This window comes from Paucibacter sp. KCTC 42545 (assembly GCF_001477625.1).
GTDB lineage: Bacteria > Pseudomonadota > Gammaproteobacteria > Burkholderiales > Burkholderiaceae_C > Paucibacter_A.
Genome location: NZ_CP013692.1, coordinates 2,955,778 through 2,976,256 on the forward strand (window position 1 = coordinate 2,955,778; position 20,479 = coordinate 2,976,256).

A 20,479-nucleotide genomic window follows, 5' to 3' on the forward strand; every position below is an offset into this window, starting at 1 on the left:
GGCAACAGCCCTGAACATTGATAGGTCGAGCGGAGTAACCATGGCGAAGGCGATTTCAGTCAAATTGGTTGAGGGCGACTCCAAGCCGCCCTCAAGCCTGAGGTGACCGCCCTGGAGTCCGATGCCAATTTATAGTCATCGTTCGACGTGAGGCGGGAACTATTTTTCTTTTTCAGCCAGGTATATTTTTAGCACCCCAACCAAAATTAAAGATTCCCACACAAATTCGTAATAAATCGACGCCAACCGGCCGTCGGAACTTTGTATGGCGGGACGCCTGGTCAATACCCCGCGCCCTCACGAAAAAGCACAGGCCTTCACCACCGCGGCCACAAACGCAAAAGTGAATGCCCTCATTGGGCCTCGCGGCCTGCGGAAGCTGATTTTTTTAAAGCCAGTTAAAAACACGACGAGATAGGCCTCGACCCGCGACAAGCCTTATAGAGAAACCGACCGGAACGCCCGAAAAATTTCCAAGCAAGGGCTTAAGCCCTGCGCGTTCCTAGATAAGGGGTACAAGGTCTTCCCCTTACTGCATCGATGGAATTTGACTTTACCCCCCAACTCACTCGGCTCGGTGTCACGGGTTACTGCGCGTCTGTATTCGGGCACGCGCCTGGGCGATGGCGTTCGGACTGGTTGCGCACAGATGGGCTTTTCTTGCGCTCATCACGCCTGACGCTACGGCTTTTTTGCGTTCAAACCGGCGCGTTTCATGAGTTTCGCCCGCCCCGCTGAAATTTTCCTGAGTATCCCCTGAGTAAAGGCTGACATTAGGTTGAAAAATCCCTTATATATCAACGACTTATGTGAATTTGAGGAATATGCAATCAATCGGGCATACGGCCAGTCCACGCGACCAAGTTTATAAACGTGCGATTGAAACGAAAAACCCGCCGAAGCGGGTTATTTGAACAGTGTGCAATTACTGATTTTTTTGGCGGCGGCGAACTACCAAGCCGACAGTGGCAAGTCCCGCAAACATAAGAAAATATGTTCCCGGCTCTGGAACAGGTGCTAAGTCCAGCAAGAATGCACGACGCGTGTTGTTATAGACTCCCGCGCCAACGACAAAGCGCCCGTTATCGCTAATGCTTTCTGCTGACTCAAGGACCCAGCCCGAACCAGCAGGGAGGTACGTGTTGAGATCAACCATTTGACCCGACTTGTAGATAAAGGCGCGCCAGTCCCTACCAATATTGGTGTTGGACATGCCAACCACGTTCCCTGCGTTATCGACACCGTAAGCGAAGCTATTGCCGTTGTAGGACAGTGCCCCAAGCTGTTTAACGCTTCCATTGGCCCAGATAAAGGCTCGAAACCCATCACTTATAGGGAGGTGGTACTGCGCAGTTCCGACTACTAGGCCCGCATCGTTGATTCCCGTGGCGTAGGCTGTTCCTCTTCCAAACACATCGCCAATATCGACCATTCCATTGGCCACTGTATAGACGAAGGCATGGTATTGAAGAAAGCGGCTATTGACCCCCTGCCCATACCCTGCCACAGAACCGCTAGAGTTAACTGCCTTCCCTACCGTATTAAAGTCGGGCAAAGCGCCGAGTTCCGTGGTTTTTTCACCGGCAAACGTCGCAGCTTGATAGCCACTCGCGGTGTCCTTTGCGCCCGCCAACAACCCGTTGTCGTTGATGGCATAGGCGATTGTCTTGTCAGCCTTTGCCCCAACGGTCTGACTAATGCCATTCGCAGCGTCGAAGACCTTTGCCTTATAGTTTCCGCCGATTTGCTGATATCCGCCAACCTGCCCTTTGTTGTTGATGGCCCACCCCATGGTCTGGGATGCGTCCATGCTCAAAATGTCGTAGTTGTCAGGCTTCATTGCAATAGCCCGATAGCCAGGGCTATCAGGCCGAAACCCCGCTACCCACCCACTGTTGTTGACTGAAATGTCACCGAAGCGCAATGAGCCAAAGGTGGACCAAGTGTTCGCTGTAGTTTGCAGCACCACGCCCAAATCTATAAGTGCTGGCGTCGCCGCACTGACCCCCATCGGCCCCACTAATACTAGGGCTACGGCAATTGCCCTGGACGCTGTGAATATTGGCTGATTCATGTCATTCCCCGGTTAATTCGCTACCGGAAAAGGGTATCCCTCAGCGGGCGCCTAGCTTCTGACTTCCGCGGCCAAATTCACGACCCTGGATGCTCCTTCACGTCGGTAAAAAATGCCCTTCGACGGCAATGGCTTGACCGGTACACCAGTTGGATTCAATGCACCGCCGAGGTTGGCGCCGGGGCCTCATCACTACCAACAGGCCCCGCCGTGTATGCGACAGGGCCTGTCCCACCTGGGAGATCGCGGACGCGTACAGTGGGTCAGCGCGAGTCGGTGCCGCCACGATCACAAGACCTCCTGTAGCCCGATCCAGGAGCCAACTCGCGGCAGGTGATCTCGCGGGTCTACTAGCCCAGATTCGCTCAGCGTGTAGTTCATTCGACCGTAGTTGCAGGGGGCGCACGTGACAACAAGGTTGCTGATGTCGTTGGAACCAACCTTTCCGCGTGGTGCGAAGGTAAATTCGTGGCGTGGGATGCGGGGTGCCGTCAACGCTGGGGGCCTGCCCCGTAGCACTTGCGAGTCGGTGGCCTGGCAAGTTGACCGCTTTCGGCGGTTCCGGTCCTACGGGTCGCTAAATTTGAACTACGGCAATGTGCCCATAGCGGAAGTTCATGCCCACGGTCAGAGGCCGAAAAGGCTGCGGACTCTTGTGTGTACTGCAGTCCAGAAAGGACAGCGGACTTAAGCCGGCCAGTCCATTTCTGGGTAATCAAAAGACCGCGGAAACACAGGAACTTCGATCATTCCGGCAACCCCGCCTTGCGCCACTCGGGAAGGTAGTGTTCGTTGTAATACTTGAAGTAGGCGGGCGACTCGGAGCCGTCAAGTTTCTCCAAACTGTAACCATTATTTGGATTAGCTTTAACAAGTCGCTTGTATTCGTCGGCGTACTGCCTCGCTTTGTCCATCTGCCCCAAGTTAGCGTGCGCCATGGCGAGATTTGCATAACCAAAACCATATGTCGGATTGGTATCAATAAACCTTTTTCCCCAAGCAATTGCTGCTGTGTTATCCCCAAGCATCCGAAAACAGCGCGCCATATTTCCAGTAATACTGGAATGTGGTGCTGTCGGGTAAAGTGATATTGCCTTCTCTAGAAGTTCAATGGCCACCTTGGGTTGCGCGTCATAGAAATACCACATGGCCAAATCATTGTAGCTACCGGGATTTTTCGGCGCGAGTTTTAAGACTATCTCCAAATAACGCAACATCTCAGCATTGTCTTTGTCGATATTGCTCGTAATAAACGCTAACGCGGAGTAAATATTCGGCAATTGAGGATCGATAGTCTTGGCCTTTAGCGCAAGTGATTTAGCCTCCGTGTAAATGTACGGATATCTAGGGCTCTTCTCGTCTAGAAAGTTGCTCGCATAGACGGCCAAAAGGTTCGCTAACTGGGCTAATGCGGCGGCGTTGTCTGGCTCCTGCTTGATGATGGCGTGCAACAAAGATTCACGCTGATTAAAGGTGTCTTCACTTAGCGGTTTTAGCGCCAAGCCACGTTGGCGCAACTTCAGATCAGCCACCTTCGGGCTGCTCTTGCGCTTCTCACTTTCTCGCGCCGCCACAATCACCATCTCATTGCCGATGCTATTGCCAATGCGCGCGGTCACCAGGTCTTGCAGTTCGAAAAGATTGGTCGTTTCGCCCTCGAATACTTCATTCCATAGCTGCTGTCCGCTTTGTGTGTCCGCCAATTGCGCGCTGATACGCAATTTATCTCCGCTGGCTACCACGCCGCCTTGCAGCACAAAACGCACGCCCGCGTCTTTGCCAATCTGGGCCACAGTGAGATTCTTTTCCTTGTAAGTGAAGGCCGTGGCGGTGGGCACTACAAATGCATCACGAATGCGGCTCAAGTCAGCGCTGATGCTGCTAGTCAAGGCGTCTGCTATATAGCCCTTGCTTGCGTCACCGGTCTGGTTGGTGAAGGGCAGCACGAGAATGGATAGTGGATTGATCGCATCGGCACTTTGCGTGGGAGAGCTTTGAGCCGTTGGTGAGGCTGCTATCGCTTTATAGGTTGTGTACCAGCCCACAAAACCACTGAGCACGGCGCCGACACCGGCGATGGCAACGATGGGCCCTTTAAAGCGGGCAAGCCCGCGTGCCAAGGCGGTTAGCACGGACCGCGCACGCGCGCGAACTTGTCCGGCCCCTGACGGAGGTATCGGTGAAACCATCCCTGAAGCCTTTGTCTTGTTGTGCGTCGCATTCTAGTAAGGGCCGCCTTTCGCGGGGGTGTCCGTATCGGATCGTTTGCAAAATTCAGGGCGAAACCCGAGTGTGCAAATTACCCAAACCAAATTGGTTTCCAAGGCATGGCAGCAAAAAGCAGGTTTGGGGCACGCAGATTGAAAGCTACCGAACAAACCTAGGGCGCCGTTCAAAAAGTGCACATTGCTGCTGGCCGGCGAACTTCGGCTACCGGCTTGGTTTAGCAGCCCCGAGTATCTCGCAGTACAAATTAGCGCGTAACGCCGCACGAAATGCTGCGAAAGATCCCAGGCTCACCCCCAATTGACTGAGGAGGGTCGACAGATAGAATCTGTTCTATTGCAACCCATGCTAATCGAGAGGAAGACAGTGCGCGAGACACTTGGAGAATACGAACTGGATGCAGAAACCCTTGGCGTCGGGGAGTTGCGCCGCTACTTAAATACCGTCTGGGAGGAACTTCGCACGCCGGCCGGGCGTGAGTCATTGAAGCGCCAGGGCCTTCCGGAAGACATCGCTGGACAGAAATTCGAAGAGTTTTTCTTCGTGGAGCCATCCGGCGCGGCTCTCGTGGACCCAGTGTCTGTGCTAATCGGTATGTTGATTACGGGCGCTGGCACCGTCGGAAAGGACCTTTGGAAGAAGGTCTTGCTGCCCCGCATCGAGGAGCGCTACGGGAAGAAAGCTCTGAAAGCTCGTAAGACGACTGAGAAAAAGGCTGGCGACGAACTGAAGTAGCCAGCGATGACACTGAGGTGGCCAGACTTGCCGGTACTGTCGCTGCGGATTTACGCGGCGCGGGCAATCAGTGACCTTGTCCCCAAAAAACGGAGTTCTTAGCTCGTGATGAAATCAGAGCGAGGAACGATGAAATGAGTCAGCAAAAGCAGGTGCGTGGCAAGTACACGCTGGAGTTCAAGATGGAGGCGGTTCGCCTGGTCAAGGGCGGGCAGTCGGCCGCGGTGACGGCGCAGATTTTGGGCATACCCAAGGCCAGTCTGAGCAACTGGGTACGGCTCAGCGAGGACGGGAAGTTGAGCGGAGCCGGCGACAAGCCTGTGACGCCTGAGCAGATGGAGTTAGCGCGCTTGAGGGCCGAATTGGCTCGGATGACGATGGAGCGAGACATCGCAAAAAAAGCGGCGGCGTACTTTGCGCAGGATCTTCTGCAAGGTACGCCTGGATTCAAGAAATGAAGACTCAGTGGCCGGTTAGCCTGAGCTGCAAGGTCCTGGATGTGAGCGTGAGCGGCTATTTCGAACACCAGAAGGCCAAGGCCGCCAGAAGGCCCAGCAAGGCCGCCACGCCGCGTTTGAGCGATGAAGCGGTGCTGACCCACATCCGCGCAGTCCATGGCGAAGTGGGTCAGGAGTACGGCTGGCCTCGCATGGCCAAGGAGCTGGTTGCGCGTGGACATCGAGTGGGCAAGGAACGGGTGCGCAAGTTGATGCAGCGTCACGGGATTCGTGCGCGCGGCCAGCGCAAATTTGTTGTGACCACGGACAGCAAGCACAGCCTGCCGGTGGCGCCAAATCTGCTGCGGCGGGACTTTAAGGCGCAGGCTCCGAATCAGAAGTGGACCAGTGACATCACCTACATCGAGACGGCTGAAGGCTGGCTCTATCTGGCGGCGGTCGTCGACCTGCACAGCCGGCAAGTGGTGGGCTGGAGCATGCAGGACCATATGCAAACCAGCCTGATCACGGACGCCCTGCGCATGGCCTGGTTTCGGCGTCGACCGGCGCCTGGGCTGATTTTCCACAGCGACCGCGGAAGCCAGTATTGCAGCCGAGAATTTCAAGGCGACTTGAAGAAATTCGGCATGCGCTCATCGATGAGCGGCAAGGGTGATTGCTGGGACAATGCGCCGACGGAGAGCCTGTGGGGGCGACTGAAAGTGGGCCGGCTACACGGTCAGAAGTTCAGCACAAAACGGCAGGCCAAGGATGAAGTGATTGCCTGGTTGACCTTCTACAACCACAGTCGAATTCACTCGACCCTGGGCTACGTCAGCCCCATGACGTTTGAGAAAAACTGGCACGCGGCCCAGCAGGATAAAGCCGCGTAACAAGGTTGCTAAGAACTCCGGGGAAGAGGGGCAAGGTCACCTCTTCGCATGCTAAAGAACTCCTTGAAGCGCTTGGGAATGATCTTGGCCGATCGCCTGGCCTCGGTTGTTGTAAGTTGGGGAGCACTACTGTATGCAAGTGGACCGTTGCCTCTCGAAATGAAGACGAGCGTTTGCTGGCCGCCAAGCCGAAGTGCCTCGAGCCCGTTCGCGCGCTCTTCGAACTGGCGAATGAACTCGCTCAGGATGCTTATCGACTTGCAGGCGATAGCGAAACGCTGCCTTTCGCCCTAGAGCTAGATGTCGTAAAGCGAGGGGGAGCGGCATCATCGCCCGCAGTGGATGGAGAGACTCGAGAGTCGGATCTGTCCGACCGCAGGACGGTGGTACTTCGGGTGTGCGCTAGTTCTTTCGAACATCGCGATTACCTTATGCTGCTGTACCTTTTTGCACATGAGTGCATTGCCCATGGTTATTGCGGCGTTCGCCTAAATGTTGATGACCAGTACTTGTCCACTAATTTTCAAGAAGGATGGATGGACGAGGTGGCCTCGCTACTGTTGACGGATGCGTTGGAAGCCGAATATGCCATGCTGCCTGGGCTCGAAGCCTGGCTCGGCCGGTCCGAGGTGATCGAGGCTATGAACAACACGAGGCGCTTAAGAAACTCTTTCAGCCTACGCAAGGATGGAGATGTCGCCCTTATAGAGGAAGGGGTGGCTGCCTTCAAAGCATTCTGCTACTGCATGGACGCAGCTCGTGGCGTTGCACCCCACTTACGTCCAAGTCCGACTACCGTTGGCGAAGCCATTGAATTTTCAATGCTGCTCAACGCCTCCGACCTCCCCCATGAACTGCGCGGTTTCTTCGTGCGTCGCATCGCGAGTCTGTATGACAGAGGAAGTCGCCCATTACGCGACGCAGCGCTTCGGGCGCGCCCTGAGTTGATCGAGATCTGCAAGAGCTACCTCTCCAGCTCAAAGAAATTCCACGATGTGGAAACGCTCATCAGAGCGACGATAGCTTTACCTCTTTAATGGGCCTACCTTAATCGTTCTTCACTTGACCGGTGAATGCCTGATCTGTTACTTTCGAGCTTGTTGAAGCCTACTTGTTCTACACGGGCCTAAGACTCTGCCCTCCACCTATGCTTAAAAAAATCCAGACCCTAGCCGCTGCCAGACAGCTAGAAGTCTTTGAGGTCGACAAGCTAGCGCAAGAGGCAAAAGTCACAGTCAGCACCGTCCATACGGTGCTTAAGAGGCTGCCCCCAGAATGGTTTGTGATCGAGACGCTATCGACTGGCGAGCGGGGTGGGCAAAGGAAGCGGTTCTCCTTAACTGATAAAGGGTTCGCTGCCATTGACAGGGAACTCAAGCGACTTCCGCGCGTTGAAATCAGTGATGAAAGTGACGCCTCAAGGTGGGCTCGCGCGTCCTCTGCCGCACGGAATAGGCTTGGGAGGGCCCTAGATCTTGCGACAAGGACACCTCGAGTGTCTGCTTCCCTTACGAGGTTGGCGCTTGAGGGAAGTCCGATGCCGCAGGGCGCTCCATATTACGAGCCCATGCGGTGGCCACTTCTCTCCATTGAGCCGATTTGGTCCTATTCGTCGCATTCGATGAGCCTGGTCGATAACAACTTTATGTTTGGTCCGGGTGCACAAGTCCTTCGAACCCTGCAGGGGCCTCCGCAAGCACCCTCGTACTCACTCCAGTATTCTCGCCTTTCTGAACAGAGCCATGTAAGTTCTAGTGCGCATATCTCGAAGCGATCGAAGGCCTTTGCGGTATGTTCATTAGGGCGTATGCGTCCAGCCAAGTCATCTTGACTGGCTGACCTGGCTTCAAGCTATGACGGCTGCGCCCAGCGATGCGGCAGCAACTCAGCGATACGGCTGGCGGGCTGTGTCGGCAGCCTGGTCAGCACGTCCTTCAGGTAAGCCCATGGCTCCAGCCCATTGAGCTTGGCCGATTGGATCAAGCTCATGACGGCCGCAGCTCGCTTGCCCGCGCGCAGGCTTCCAGCGAAGAGCCAATTCGAACGCCCCAGCGCGACAGGCCGGATACGGTTCTCGACCCAGTTGTTGTCGATGGGCAGCATGGGGTCATCAAGGTAGCGCATCAGCGCCACCCAGCGTTTGAGGCTGTAGTCGATGGCCTTGGCTGTGGCTGAGCCGTCTAGCACCTTCTGCCGGTGCAGCGTGAGCCAGAGATGCAAGGCATCGGCCACGGGCTTGGCCTGCCGCTGCCTGGCCTGCAGTCGCTGCTCTGGTGCAGATGCCTGCACCTCGCGCTCGACCTCGTACAGCTTGCCGAAGTGGCTCAGCGCCTGCTCGGCGATCTGGCTGCGATGGTTGGCCCAGAGTTCGTAGAACTTGCGCCGCGCATGCGCCATGCAGCCCACCTCAGTCATGCCCTTGGCCAGCAGAGCCTTGTAGCCGGAGTAGTCGTCGCAAACCAGCGCACCGCGCCAGTCGCCCAGGAACTCCATCGCATGCTTGCCCGCGCGACTCTCGGCGAAGTCGTAGACGACGATGCGGCTGTCCTCGAACTGGCCGGTGCAGTAGCTCCACAAATAGGCCCTGTGCGTCTTGCCAGCACCTGGATCGAGCATCGCGACCGGTGTCTCGTCGGCATGCAGCACGCGGTGGCTGAACATCTCGGCCTTGAGTGCGTCCACCAGCGGCTGCAACTGCACGCTGCGTATTCCATTGATCGCGGACACCGATTCCACGCTCATCGCGGACAGTGTTCCACGCGATGGCGGACACCCCGGACTGGGATCCTGAGTGACGGCGGGGATGGTAACGCACAGACCTCAGATGAGCGTTTAGTGGCCGGGTGGCGCAGGGGCATCAACGCCCGTTGGCCAGCTTCCTCATGGACTCCCCTTTGAGGGCCAGTTTGTGTGAGCCATGCACGATGCGGTCCAGGATGGCGTCAGCCAAGGTGGGATCATCCAGCCAGGTGTGCCAGGCCGTCACCGGCAATTGGCTGGTGATGAGTGTGGCGCGGCTGCCCACGCGGTCATCCAGCAACTCCAGCAGGTCATTGCGCTCGTGTGCGGCAATGGGGGCAATGGCAAAGTCGTCAAGAATCAGTAGGTCCAGTTTGGCCAGTTGAGCCAGCCGACGGGTGAAGCTGCCGTCCCCGTGCGCCACATGCAGTTCCTCCAGCAGGCGCGGGGCGCGGGCGTAGTAAACCGAGAAGCCCAATCGTGCAGCTTGCTGGCCCAGCGCGCAGGACAGCCAGGTTTTGCCGCAACCGGTGGCACCTGTGAGTAAAACGTTATGCCCGTGGCGTAGCCAGTCTCCGCCAGCCAGTGTTTGGATGGTGTCGCGGCTGAGTCCGCGGTTGCTGCGCCAATCGATGTCTTCCAGGCAGGCTGTGGAGACCTTCAGCCGGGCGGCTTTGAGCAGCCGCTCCTGGCGTTTGCCGTCGCGCCAGTCCAGCTCCCGCTGTACCAGCAACGCAAGGCGTTGGTCAAAGGGGAGTTCGGCAACGTGGATCTGGTTGGCAGGATCCGTCAGGGCTGCTGCCATGCCGTCTAGGCGCAGCGTTCTGAGTTGTTGCAGTGTGTGTTCGTTGAGCATGTTGATTCCTTGTTGAATCGGTGTTTTGTTTGGCGTCTTAGTTAGACGTTATGAATCGGGTTCTTCGATAAACACAGGCCCCTGCCGGGCCTTGTGTCCGGCCTCAGTGGTAGTAGTCGGGGCCGCGCAGGTTTGCGTGCAGGGGCAAACTGGTTTGGGTGGGCAGCGGCGCATCGATGGGACGCTGATCCAGGCCGCACTGCAAGATGGAGGCGACGCTTTTGTAGTTTGGCGCACGAATCGACTGGGCACGCGCGCACGCGGCCTCCAGTCGTTCATGGCCGTACTCCCGGCCCAGGCGCATGAGGCCCAGGCAGGATCGGTAGCCCTGCTCGGGATGGGCGCGGCGCTCCATCTGCCAGCGCACCACGGCGGCAGTGGCCGCACCGATGCCCTCGGCCCAGGTGATGAGCTTGTCCGGCGTCCATTGCAGGTGCGCCCGGTGCGAGGGTGGCATGTGCTCGGGCGCGGTGGAGTGGGCCCCTCGGTGCGGGCTCAGGGCATGGACAGCCACGCGGGCCTGGCCCTCCAGCACCTCCAGCGTGGTGGCCGTGATGCGCAGCTCCACCCGCCGGCCCACCAGGCGGTGGGGGGCGGAGTAGTAATGCCCATCGAGTTCAACGTGATAGTCGATGTTGACCCGCGCGGGCTTGAAGCGAGCGATGGCCATGCGCGTCGCCGGCAAGGGCCCCAGGAGAGGCCGATCCAGGCTGGCAAAGGCGCTGGCACGGCAGCCGGGCAGTTTCTTGAACGGGCGTTGGTTGAGCTCTTGCAGCAGGGCCGCAATGGCTTTGTTCAAGGCGGCCAGGCTGAAGAATTGTTGATGGCGCAGGCGCGCCAGAATCCAGCGCTCGACCACCTGCACGGCCACCTCGACCTTAGGCTTGTCGCGCGGCTTGGCCGGTCGGGCTGGCAGCACGGCCAGGCCGTAGTGGTGGGAGAGCTCATCCAGCAAGCGGTGGCTGGTGGGCTCGTAGCGGTCGGGCCGGATCATGAGCGCACGCGGCTGGTCAGGCACGAGCAGACGGGGCACCCCGCCGATGAACTCCAGCGTGGCGATGATGCAGGCGACCCAGTCGGCGGCCTTCTGGGCCGGCGTGGCGCAGGCATAGGTGTAGTTCGATGCGCCCAGCACGGCCACGAACACCTGCGCCTGGGTGATCTCGCCAGTGGCGGCATCCACCATGGGCACGGTCTGCCCGGCATAGTCCACGAAGAGCTTGTCGCCGGCCTCATGGGTCTGGCGCATGGAGCGCCTCAAGCGCTGGGCCCATTGCTGGTACTTCTCGCAAAAGGCGCTGTACTTGTAGGCCTGGCCCTGGTGTTGTGCTTGGTATTCCTCCCAGAGCAGCTGCAAGGTGACGCCGGGGCGTTTGAGTTCGATGTGAAGTGTGGCGTAGTCGGGCTCCAGGTGGCGGGACTGGCGTGCCACAGCGGGCCGGTAAAGCCGGCCCTGCAGTTCGGCGTCGCTCAAAGCCTGAGCGGCGTTCCAGTCCAGCCCGGCGACGCGGGCATAACTGGCGATCTCACTGACCGTGGATTTGGAGATGCCCAGCGAGGTGCCAATTTGGCGCTGGCTGAGTTTGCCGCTGTGCAGCAGTTGCAAAGTGTGTCGAATCTTGCTCATGGTGACTCTCGGTGTGGGCATCGCTGGGTTCCGGTGAAAAGACCGGGCAGCCTATGCCTCGTTGGAGTCACTCAGGACACAGCCAAAGTGTCCGCCATCAAAATGGAACGCTGTCCGCCATCAGCGTGGAATGGTGTCCGCGATGACGCTGGAATGCTGTCCGCCATCAACGTGGAATGGTGTCCGCCATGGCGTGGAATACGCAGCACGCCGCAGGCGCCGACCCAGGCGGCCAGTGTCGACCGCGGCAAGGCCACACCGGAGCGGGCGTAGATGCTTTCTTGCCTGTACAGCGGTTGATGGTCGGCGTACTTAGCGACCAGCACCTGCGCCAGCAGGCCAGCGGTGGGAATGCCCTTGTCGATGACGTGCGCCTCGACCGGCGCTTGCACCAAGCGCTCACACTTGGCACAGGCCCACTTGCCACGGATGTGACGCTCGACGGTGAACACGCCGGGCTCGTAGTCCAGCTTCTCGGCCACGTCCTCGCCGATGCGCTTCATCTGGCAGCCGCACGTACACAGGGTGCTGTCAGGCTCGTGGCGGAACTCGCGGCGTGGCAGCTCGGCCGGAAGAGCCTGGCGCCTGGGTGTCTGGCGCTCTGGGCTGGCTGGCCTGGTGGCGAGTTGCTGCAGTTCGCTTTGCACCGCCTCCAGGTCTTCGTCGACCGAGTCTTCGAGCAGGCTGCGCTGATCGCCTTGGAACACTTCGCTGCTGGCCGCGAACTTCATCCGCTTGAGCACCGCGTTCTCGTGCGTGAGCTTGTCGATGGTGGCCTGCTTGTGGCGTACCTCGTTCAGCAGTCGCTCGGTCAGCACGCGCAACTGCGCGGGTGTCAGGTCATCGAGTTGGGCTTCGTGGATCACGAGAATGCATCTTGCCCGCTTCGATACCAGCAGGCATCGGCACTTCCGGCAATTGCACTACAGCACGCGAATGACTCCGGCCTCGCCCATCATCTGCCATGGCAAGCCCAGCACGAGCGCGTCGAGTTGCTCGCGGCTCAGACTCAATGTGCCTTCGACGTGATGGGGCCAGATGAACTTGCCGCGATGCAGCCGCCGGGCGGCCAGCCAGATGCCGACACCGTCGTGCACCAGCACCTTCATACGGTTGGCGCGTCGATTGGCGAAGAGGTAGGCGGTGTGCGGGTGAGCAGCGCCGAAGACCTTGACCACGCGGGCCAACGCCGACTCGGTTCCGGCGCGCATGTCCAGCGGCTCGACAGCCATCCACACAGCGTCGATGCGGATCAACGCAGCAACTCGCGGGTCCAGGCGGCGAACTCGGCCGCCGCCGATGTCGGCCAGTTGATCGTCATGGCGATGGCGCCGCGTCGCAGGTCGACCTGGATGGCGGCGCTGGAGACAGGATCAGGCGCAGGTGTCGATGCAAGCGACACCGGAACGAAGCCGCTTGAGATCGTGGGCACTGATGGCTTGCCTTCGCGCGCCAGTTGCCGCCAGCGGTGCACGACGTTGGCATTGATGCCGTGGCCCAGGGCCACCTTCGCCACCGATGTGCCTGGCGCTGCGCATTCGGCCAGCACCTGTACCTTCAACGCCTCGCTATACGTCCGTCGCCTCGTGGGCTTGTCGCTTGCCATCGTGTCCACCTGTGATTACGTGGACACGATCCTTGCAGTCGCAATGCCTCAATTCAAGACGGGATGCCCGGACGCATACATTAGGGCAACCTTCAACCACCGGGCAAATGGCAAAGACCGTGGCGAAATTTCTGAAAGTGGCGGGGCATTTCAGGAATGAACAGTTGAAGGTCGAAGAGCCCACGCAACTGGACGTTGCGACGTTATTGCGAAGGCGCCGAAATGCAGAGCACTCGCAATATGACAGAGTGTTCCTTTGCGTAGATTCGTTGGTGGCAACGCCCGACTTCGAAAAAAGGTTACGTAATATCTTGATTGAGGCGAGTTGCCCTGTTGCAGTTTTGGATGTCGCCTACAGCAAGAAGCTTGAGGCCTTGGTTGTTGCAGGGTCAGGTAGATATTTGGCTCGGGCCTCCGAAATGGAACCGATACCGTGGATCGCAGACGCATTTGGCGAGCTAAATCCTTCAATCGAGACTGATGCCTTCTTGACAGTCGAGAACGAAGAAGTCCCCTCACAGGTGTCATTCGTCAGTCACGTACCCAACGAAATTACCGGGATCGGCAACCTTCGTGCGCTAGTGGCTGGCATGGTTAAAGGCGTCAACAAGGGCTTCGAGAAGAACTTGAATTTAGTCGGCGTTGGCTACCAGGCCCAAGCCCAGGGTCAGAAACTGAATTTGCAAATCGGTTTCTCACACCCCGTGACTAAGGATCTCCCGGCTGGCGTCACGGTAAAGACCCAGTCCCCTACCGAAATATTGATCAAAGGGGCGGACCGGCGGGTTGTCGGCCAGATCGCTGCGGAGGTGCGTGCGGCCCGTCCACCCGAGCCGTTTCGGGGAAGGGGTGTTCGTCACTTTGATGAGCGTGCGGTCTCCAAGAAGAGCAAGAGAAAGTAGTTTGATCGCAGATGGTTCGAGGCTTGCCCTCTGGCCTGAAATCGGCCTGCGGGATCCTGCATGCTGGCACAGATTCGGGATGGCCTTCAAGCTGGGCGGCAGCGCCGTACGAAGCCCGGCCGACTCGCTGTAGGCTCCTTCCACAAGCAGCTGACTCCGAAGCGGACACCGACCTACGCCTGCTTGTGGCTGGCAGCGCCAGTTCGCGGACCTCGCCGGCAGCTAGCCTTGGCCAGCTCTGTTTGCGATCATTGAAAACTGACCCCGGGAGGTGCGGAAAAAAGCTTGGACTGGCTAAGCAGCAATTCCCAAGCTCCAGCGGTGTACACAAGCGACCGATACTTGTCGATACTTCTAATGTCCTCTTCCAGATCGCTGATCTCGCCATTTGGACTCACCTGTTGCCCATGGAAAATCACACCTTCGTTGGTTTGCGAAGTGCTTCGGCCTCTTTGCGAAGATCGAAATGTGTTGCTCGCAGGATGTCCAGTTGTGCGTACTGCATCACACGCAGCTCCGCAATCGTCTGCTCTGCCGCCCTGAGTTTGGCCGTCAACCTGCATGGCTCAACGGAATGTTGGCACTTGTGTCAAAAATGGCTTAATTCGTCGTTGGTGCCAACAGTCCTTTGACGGTAAAGCGGTAGGCGGTAGGCGCTGAGGGTAGGCGTCAGCTTTGTGGCGTCGAGTTCGGGACAGTCAAAGTCTCCTCCGGGCCAACTGCGTGAACTGGTTGAGCCAAGGTGAACGCCCGCTTTGGGCACAATGCTGCCGAAATGAGGCGGGCCGCGACCGTCAGCAATGCGCTGCAGAGTAGTCGCCCTTCTCCGCCGTACGCGTTGCCGAACTTGGTGCGCAGCGCCACCGATTTTCGTACGGACGCTTGATGACTTGATCCTTGGCCGCATTCAGCGCCATCAGCGGCAAGCCCAGCTGGGACACTCGCACCCGCACTTGTTGCCTCGATGTTCGGTCTCAATTTCGCCGATGTCGCGAGGCTGCCCGGACACCAAATCGTGCGCCCAAGCCATGGCCAACTCAGAGAGCACCAGCCTGGCCGATTCTGGTGAGCGCGACTTCATCACGACCGCTGCAGGTGCTACCTTGGCCATCGCCGCTCAGTAGGTCAGCTGGGCCACGCGCTGCCGCATGGCATTGTCGAGCCGGACCAAGGCATCGACCATGTTGGCGTGGATGCTCAGCCACAGCTCTACAGGCGTCTTGTAGCCTCCGTCGATCAGGTATCGGATTCCGCAGCCTTCACCCTCGGGTAGCTCCTGCCAGTCCAGGGCAGCGCCAAAGTCGGCTTCGATCCCTGCCTTGTGCACTTCGAGGGCCTTGAACGCTGCTTTGTTCTTGGCGGCCTGGCCGGTGCCGTGGGCAATCCAAAGTTCAACCTGTGAGTCCGTCCGGCGGGTTGTGTAGGTCAGTGTGAATCCCAGGCGATTGATGCCGCCGCTGAGCCAGTCGTCCGACGTGGGCTTGCGGTTGGCGTGCACGTCACTCTTGCCTTTGGCAACCTGCCGAAGCCCCTCCCAGAACTTCAGGCGCAGGTCATGCCGATCCGTTCGGCTTTGCCGCTCGGCCTGTTTCTTGACGCCGATCTGGGTCTGGAAGGCCGTGGCCTCCGGCAACGGAATCAGCTGCTGCACGTCCAGCAATAGCGTGCCGTCGGCCATGCGGTAGCCCTGAGCAGCGCCACAAGCTGCGCGAAAAGTAAAGCAGAGATGAGGAAGTTTCGATCATCCGAGCAAAGATTGGTCGGAAGCACCTAGCTTAGAGAACCCTATCCCCTCCGGAAACGCCTCGCAGCCAAGAATGCGCCGCCGGCGAGTAGCAGAGCGTACTGACTTGGTTCTGGTACGGGCGCGGCAATTGCTGCCGTCAACCAGACGTCACCTTTCGCACGGTCGTAGGAAACCTCGAACAACTGCCCCATAGCCCGCAAGATGCAGTTTGGAAAAGCTTCCATTCAGGCCGTTTGCCGAAGCATCCAGAATCATGAAGGAGTCACCTATAGCGAAGCTGCAACTGGCGTAGCAGTGCCAAGATAATTCCCTCGCTAACGTGGCGGTGCCCGTGACAGTATGGAAGTCGGTTAGGGCTTTGTTTGTGTCGTGCGCCGGCAATCTTTGCGGACTTCGTACAGGCTTGGCCGTTGCGATGGAAGCCCGGTCGAGCGCGTGCTGAATGGGCTCGCAGCAGTCAATGACCTGCCTTCGGAGTAGGCCGCGCTGATGTCGGGCTTCCTGTGGGCTGCTGTTATTTCGGCAAGCAGAGCTAGAAAACCTCGGCCAGCCTCAGTTGGCCTTCGACCTTTTAGGCTTGAGATTTACGCCCCCACTGACCTTGGTGCCGTCTGGTGTCATGACTTCGCCGTTCATGTCAATGTCATATCCGTTAACGAGCGACCAGACGAGGGAGACGCCAAGACAAACGATGATGGAGATGACGGCCACAGTTGCGAGCTCACCGCCGGTCATTGCCGCGATACCGGATACGGCAAGAACGGCTGGAGCTGCCGGTGTGAAGGAGGCGCCGATACCTACCCCTGCGGCCGCCAGAATGCTAAGCAGGACGGGAGTCGAAGCCTTCTTTAGAAAGATGATCCGTTTAGCAAGATTTGTATCAACTATCTGAATCTCGACCGACTTGGCCAAGAGTGCAGCTTTGAGCTCATCGATGGTTCGAACATGGGTGGCAGAAGGCATATGGTTTCGACCATGTCACTCGGAGCTTGGTCGTGCAGGAGTTGCAATGCTTAGGGTTGTACCCGATGATTGAATTGCGGTGCGCTCCTTCGAATCCCAATCAGCGAGATAGCGTGATTGATTTGACGGGGAGTACGCATTGACATGAAAAAGCTTCATCCATAGTCAAGGACGGCACCCAAGGAAGCGGCGAAGCTTCTAGAGCCTGTGAAACATCAAGAAGCGTCCCAGCAAAGCAAAGCAAAGCAAAGAACAATTCGACAAGATGACAAGTCAATTTGGCTTGCCCATGAAGCAATTAGTCGAATCAGGAAGCGTTCGGATTGTCAACGAAGCGAACAGGCGGCATTGAGGGGCAGCAGGCCGGACATTGCGTGGCAGGTGTCCAATCAGGAGTCTGCGCGAAAGACCGGGCTGTATTTTCAGCTCGCCGCCTTGTCAATCTTGATGAGGTCGAAAAGATGGTGATCCAACTTTGACGCAGTTTCCTGAGCGACACCACCGCGCGAGCAGGTGCGTCGTTGCCGGAGTGGCGTGAGCCGGCCGTGCGGCGCTCAATCCATGTTAGATATTCCTTGATTTGCCAACAGGCCCATTCGATGGCTCACGCCTTGAGCTAGCTGTAGGTAAAACTGGCCACTTCAAAGCAAGGAGTTTTTATGGGAAACAACAATGTCTCACCCCTCGATCATCTGGCTGCATTTGCCATCGTCTATGTAGCAGGTGCAATTTCTGCCGTTGGACTGGTTGCATATTCGAAGTGGATTCAACACAAGGCTAACCAGGGGCCGTCAAATGCCAGTAGCGCCGCGTGATCCCTACCGAAGGCTGCGGTGCGGTCAATGTGGCTGGTCGGACGTTATCGTGCTACGCCATGATGTCTGGCTGCTACTTCCCGCGTGCCCAATGTGCGGGCACCATGAACTGGAAAGACAGGTGATTAGTCAGCTTGAAGCATTGTTGACTAAGCCGTCGTTGTTGATATCTAGCAGGACATTCGGCTGAATTGGTGGTGCGAAGCGTAGCCAAAGCGATCAAAACTCTTTGCGGTGGTATTGGGAGTTGTCACTTGCCATAAGATGACGTAAGCAGGCTTCACCGAGGAACCTTGTGATGGATCCATTTCCGGCAACTCGGACGCTTGCAGTTCTGTGTGCGTTTTCTCGCTGTGACATTCCGACGCGGGAAACGCGCCGTCATCTACCGGCGCTGGAGCGAGTAGAGCCAACGCTGAATCGCTTGCATGTCCTCCTTTCTTCATATCAGTTCAGTGCTGCAGGCGTTCAGGTCGTGGAGTTGTTGAACCTGGGCAAGACCGAGCTCCTGGAGCAACTTGACCTGGTTCGTGACGCTGTCGAGGCGCGCAGTAATGTGAACATGGTGGTGTTCTGGAGTGGCCACGGCAATGTGCAGGAGCAGGCCCTTCGAAATAGCCAATGTTCATGACGCTGTTGGCGCCAACGGCGAATTAAGCCATTTTTGGCACAAGTGCCGACCTTCCGTTGAGCCATGCAGGCTGACTGATAGCCTGCATAGGCACTGAAGAATCGGTCACCAGGCATGACTCATTCAAATGTCGGCGCGGTGGCTCAATCCTGGGTTGGCGCCAACATGGCACCGCTGCCGCTGTAGGGACGGGTGCCACGGTCGCCGGCGGCGCCATAGGCGCATCGATTGCCGCTGGCAGCGTGACGGTCCTGGGTTCCCACACCCTCGGCGCCGCAGCGTTGTCCTTGGGCCTGGTGTCTGCGCCAGTTTGGCCAATCATTGCCTGTGGAGCAGCAGGACTGTCTCTAGGAGCGATCACCTTCTTGGCCGAAAAGCGCTACTTTAGTGACGACGAGTAGCGTCTGGGGGCTGCCGCCTGGCTCTGGAAAGATGGCCCGGGGCTGGCTTCGCCAAAGTAGTCGAAGCCCAACAAGTTCTCAGCCGAACGGCTGCAGCGTGTCGCAATACCAGAACGCCTACACCCAAAGATTGGCGTCCACCTCCAGAAAGAAACATGGCCCCGGCAGAGCCGAGGACTGACTGGATGCGTTGACTCGTGCCTCGTACTATTTTTGGGAATAGTTAACAAAAACTGATCGAGTGTGGCTCAGGGTTACTACCATTACTTAGAGCCTACTCTATCCCGGACGGGCATTCATCCTGATCATCGGAAAACCCACTCATGACCCTTCTCACAATCAAAGTGACCATACCGAGCCGCACATCCGCCCAGCGGGATCGCATGCGAAGAACAATGCGGCGCCTCGGCGCGGTTCGATTTGAGCCCGGCACCTACATGCTCCCGAAAATCCGGAACCACCAAGCAGTTCTGGCATCGCTGGCTGTCGATGCAGCCGAGGAAGGCGGCACCGCGACGATCACCTACGACAAGCCGGGCAGGTACATGCTCAAGTCCCTGTTCGACCGAAGCGAAGAAGCGAATCGGCTTAGTCACCTGGTACGGGATTCATACGACGACATCCGCGGCAAGCGCAGCTTTGATCTGAGTAGCCTTCATGACGCCGCCTACTTTCGGGCGGAACTTCGCCGACTGCAAAAAATCGACTACTACGGAAGCGAAGCTGTTCAGGACGCCCACGAGGATGTGGGGCGCTTCGAGGTGGAAGCTAAAGCCATGAACTACCTCTACGTCGCAGGCGTGCGCCGGGCGTCCAGGGTCGAGATGCGCTAGACGCTCTTGCCGGTCGCAAATGGGGGCCACTCCAGGTCCGGCGTGTCGGCAGGTGCCGCCCGCCCACCTGCGAATGAACGCCGCTTTGTACCCTTGGGCCTCAGCAAGTAGCTTTTGAACGACTCCCCGATCTGCCCGCCACCATCTAGCCTTTGAGCTCTCGCCTGGAGGCTCTAGGGCGGCACCAGGGTCCCATCACTACCAACAGGCCCTTGGAGATCGCGGACGCGTCCAATGGGTCAGCGCAAATCTGTGCCGCAGCGTGAGCTGGTCGCTGCCTTCGGCTGGCTTGATGTCCAGCAGCCGCTGCCCGACATAGTGCCTATTGCCCCGGACAAGGGTGAACCCCAGTTAGCCAGTACCACCATTCCCCGTAGCACCGCACCTCATCGAAGCCCTAGCACGCCTTGTCTGGCAGCTACTCCGGAGTGCACCGACTGCTGACTGACTTCCGCGACTTCAGGGCAGATACGTCTTTGCTCATACTTCGGGCATGGCAGCAACCCAGCCCCCCCCCTCAGCGAGGGGTCAGGTCGTGCAATTGGAGCTTGAAATGGAGGGAAGTCGTTGTAGATAAGTCATGCCGCCCCCTGGATTCCGTTGTCACGGTCCTTGGGACTCGCGATCTCACAGCCCTGGACTATTGTGCGACGCGTCGCTGCCAACTGCCTAAGGACCTTCTTGCGCCATTCGTTGGGAACGAGGTCATAACGGGCAGACAGCTGTTCATCAAGAGCCTTCAGCGATTCGTTAATTCCGGCGAATTTCCACTTATCGCTTTTTAGGCGAAGACCCGTGTCCACAGACTTGACCCGGACGTCTGCCGCATTTCCTGATTCAAGCTGCCATCGAACAGTGTTCAAGACCCGCAAAAATTGCCCAGGATCAATCCGTGGTTGATCGAAGTCAAGCAGCACTTCATCGCGGGTGACAGCTGACACCATCGACAGCATATCTTCTAAGCGATAGATATCCGCTGCGGATTTCAGCGATC

The 20,479-nt window shown here is 58.0% G+C and carries 16 protein-coding genes and 3 pseudogenes; 7 read left to right on the forward strand and 12 right to left on the reverse strand.

What is annotated here, in order from left to right; genetic code table 11:
- Nucleotides 1–925: 925 nt before the first annotated feature.
- A complete protein-coding gene (locus tag AT984_RS12845; RefSeq protein ID WP_082680346.1) occupies nt 926–2,074 on the reverse strand; it encodes a PEP-CTERM sorting domain-containing protein in 1,149 nt (382 codons plus the stop codon).
- A 746-nt stretch (nt 2,075–2,820) separates the two neighbouring features.
- On the reverse strand, nt 2,821–4,206 hold the full coding sequence (locus AT984_RS12850; protein ID WP_197418066.1) for a tetratricopeptide repeat protein: 1,386 nt from the start codon (nt 4,204–4,206) through the stop codon (nt 2,821–2,823).
- Nucleotides 4,207–4,666: 460 nt separating this feature from the next.
- On the opposite strand from AT984_RS12850, the gene AT984_RS12855 reads away from it, so the two are divergent.
- The 3 genes from AT984_RS12855 (at nt 4,667) to AT984_RS12870 (ending at nt 7,402) form a co-directional block, all read left to right on the forward strand.
- Entirely contained in the window at nt 4,667–5,035 is a 369-nt protein-coding gene (locus AT984_RS12855; protein WP_156422017.1) for a hypothetical protein, read from the forward strand.
- A gap of 134 nt (nt 5,036–5,169) precedes the next feature.
- Nucleotides 5,170–6,365 (forward strand): IS3 family transposase gene (locus tag AT984_RS12865; RefSeq protein ID WP_156421925.1). Its coding sequence is split into 2 segments (ribosomal slippage): nt 5,170–5,428 and nt 5,428–6,365, totalling 1,197 coding nucleotides; the frame shifts between segments, so codons are not numbered across the junction.
- 173 nt (nt 6,366–6,538) lie between these two features.
- Entirely contained in the window at nt 6,539–7,402 is an 864-nt protein-coding gene (locus AT984_RS12870) for a hypothetical protein (RefSeq protein ID WP_058720430.1), read from the forward strand.
- Between the two features lie 814 nt (nt 7,403–8,216).
- Here AT984_RS12870 and tnpC read toward each other — a convergent pair.
- The 6 genes and pseudogenes from tnpC to tnpA all read right to left on the reverse strand — a co-directional run.
- Nucleotides 8,217–9,110 (reverse strand): annotated as a pseudogene (gene tnpC, locus AT984_RS12875) (IS66 family transposase); the annotation flags it as partial.
- Between the two features lie 112 nt (nt 9,111–9,222).
- Nucleotides 9,223–9,960 (reverse strand): IS21-like element helper ATPase IstB, encoded by a 738-nt coding sequence (istB, locus tag AT984_RS12880; RefSeq protein ID WP_058719889.1) that lies wholly within the window; start codon nt 9,958–9,960, stop codon nt 9,223–9,225.
- Nucleotides 9,961–10,063: 103 nt separating this feature from the next.
- On the reverse strand, nt 10,064–11,608 hold the full coding sequence (gene istA, locus AT984_RS12885; RefSeq protein WP_058719888.1) for an IS21 family transposase: 1,545 nt from the start codon (nt 11,606–11,608) through the stop codon (nt 10,064–10,066).
- Between the two features lie 110 nt (nt 11,609–11,718).
- A pseudogene (locus AT984_RS12890) lies at nt 11,719–12,453 on the reverse strand (IS66 family transposase); the annotation flags it as partial.
- Between the two features lie 57 nt (nt 12,454–12,510).
- The gene (gene tnpB / locus AT984_RS12895) at nt 12,511–12,843 is read right to left on the reverse strand and encodes an IS66 family insertion sequence element accessory protein TnpB (protein ID WP_058720432.1); all 333 of its coding nucleotides are present in this window, start codon (nt 12,841–12,843) and stop codon (nt 12,511–12,513) included.
- A complete protein-coding gene (tnpA, locus tag AT984_RS12900) occupies nt 12,840–13,193 on the reverse strand; it encodes an IS66-like element accessory protein TnpA (RefSeq protein ID WP_058720433.1) in 354 nt (117 codons plus the stop codon). The genes tnpB and tnpA overlap by 4 nt, the downstream gene beginning before the upstream one ends.
- Nucleotides 13,194–13,756: 563 nt before the next feature.
- Between tnpA and AT984_RS22520 the strand changes: the two are divergent.
- Nucleotides 13,757–14,095: pseudogene (locus tag AT984_RS22520) on the forward strand (50S ribosomal protein L6); the annotation flags it as partial.
- A gap of 1,117 nt (nt 14,096–15,212) precedes the next feature.
- Here the strand turns inward: AT984_RS22520 and AT984_RS12910 are convergent.
- The 3 genes from AT984_RS12910 to AT984_RS12915 form a co-directional block, all read right to left on the reverse strand.
- A complete protein-coding gene (locus tag AT984_RS12910; RefSeq protein WP_058720435.1) occupies nt 15,213–15,773 on the reverse strand; it encodes a DUF4268 domain-containing protein in 561 nt (186 codons plus the stop codon).
- A 107-nt stretch (nt 15,774–15,880) separates the two neighbouring features.
- Nucleotides 15,881–16,066, reverse strand: coding sequence for a PEP-CTERM sorting domain-containing protein (locus AT984_RS23985; protein WP_082680001.1), 186 nt, complete (start codon nt 16,064–16,066; stop codon nt 15,881–15,883).
- Nucleotides 16,067–16,394: 328 nt separating this feature from the next.
- On the reverse strand, nt 16,395–16,805 hold the full coding sequence (locus tag AT984_RS12915; RefSeq protein WP_058720436.1) for a hypothetical protein: 411 nt from the start codon (nt 16,803–16,805) through the stop codon (nt 16,395–16,397).
- A 659-nt stretch (nt 16,806–17,464) separates the two neighbouring features.
- Between AT984_RS12915 and AT984_RS23260 the strand changes: the two genes are divergently transcribed.
- From AT984_RS23260 to AT984_RS12925, 3 genes are all read left to right on the forward strand, one after another.
- Entirely contained in the window at nt 17,465–17,620 is a 156-nt protein-coding gene (locus tag AT984_RS23260) for a hypothetical protein (protein WP_197418069.1), read from the forward strand.
- Between the two features lie 298 nt (nt 17,621–17,918).
- Nucleotides 17,919–18,251 (forward strand): hypothetical protein, encoded by a 333-nt coding sequence (locus AT984_RS22990; RefSeq protein WP_156422018.1) that lies wholly within the window; start codon nt 17,919–17,921, stop codon nt 18,249–18,251.
- A gap of 724 nt (nt 18,252–18,975) precedes the next feature.
- A complete protein-coding gene (locus AT984_RS12925; RefSeq protein ID WP_058720438.1) occupies nt 18,976–19,485 on the forward strand; it encodes a hypothetical protein in 510 nt (169 codons plus the stop codon).
- Nucleotides 19,486–20,063: 578 nt separating this feature from the next.
- Here AT984_RS12925 and AT984_RS12930 read toward each other — a convergent pair.
- The gene (locus AT984_RS12930; RefSeq protein ID WP_058720439.1) at nt 20,064–20,438 is read right to left on the reverse strand and encodes a hypothetical protein; all 375 of its coding nucleotides are present in this window, start codon (nt 20,436–20,438) and stop codon (nt 20,064–20,066) included.
- Nucleotides 20,439–20,479: the final 41 nt, after the last annotated feature.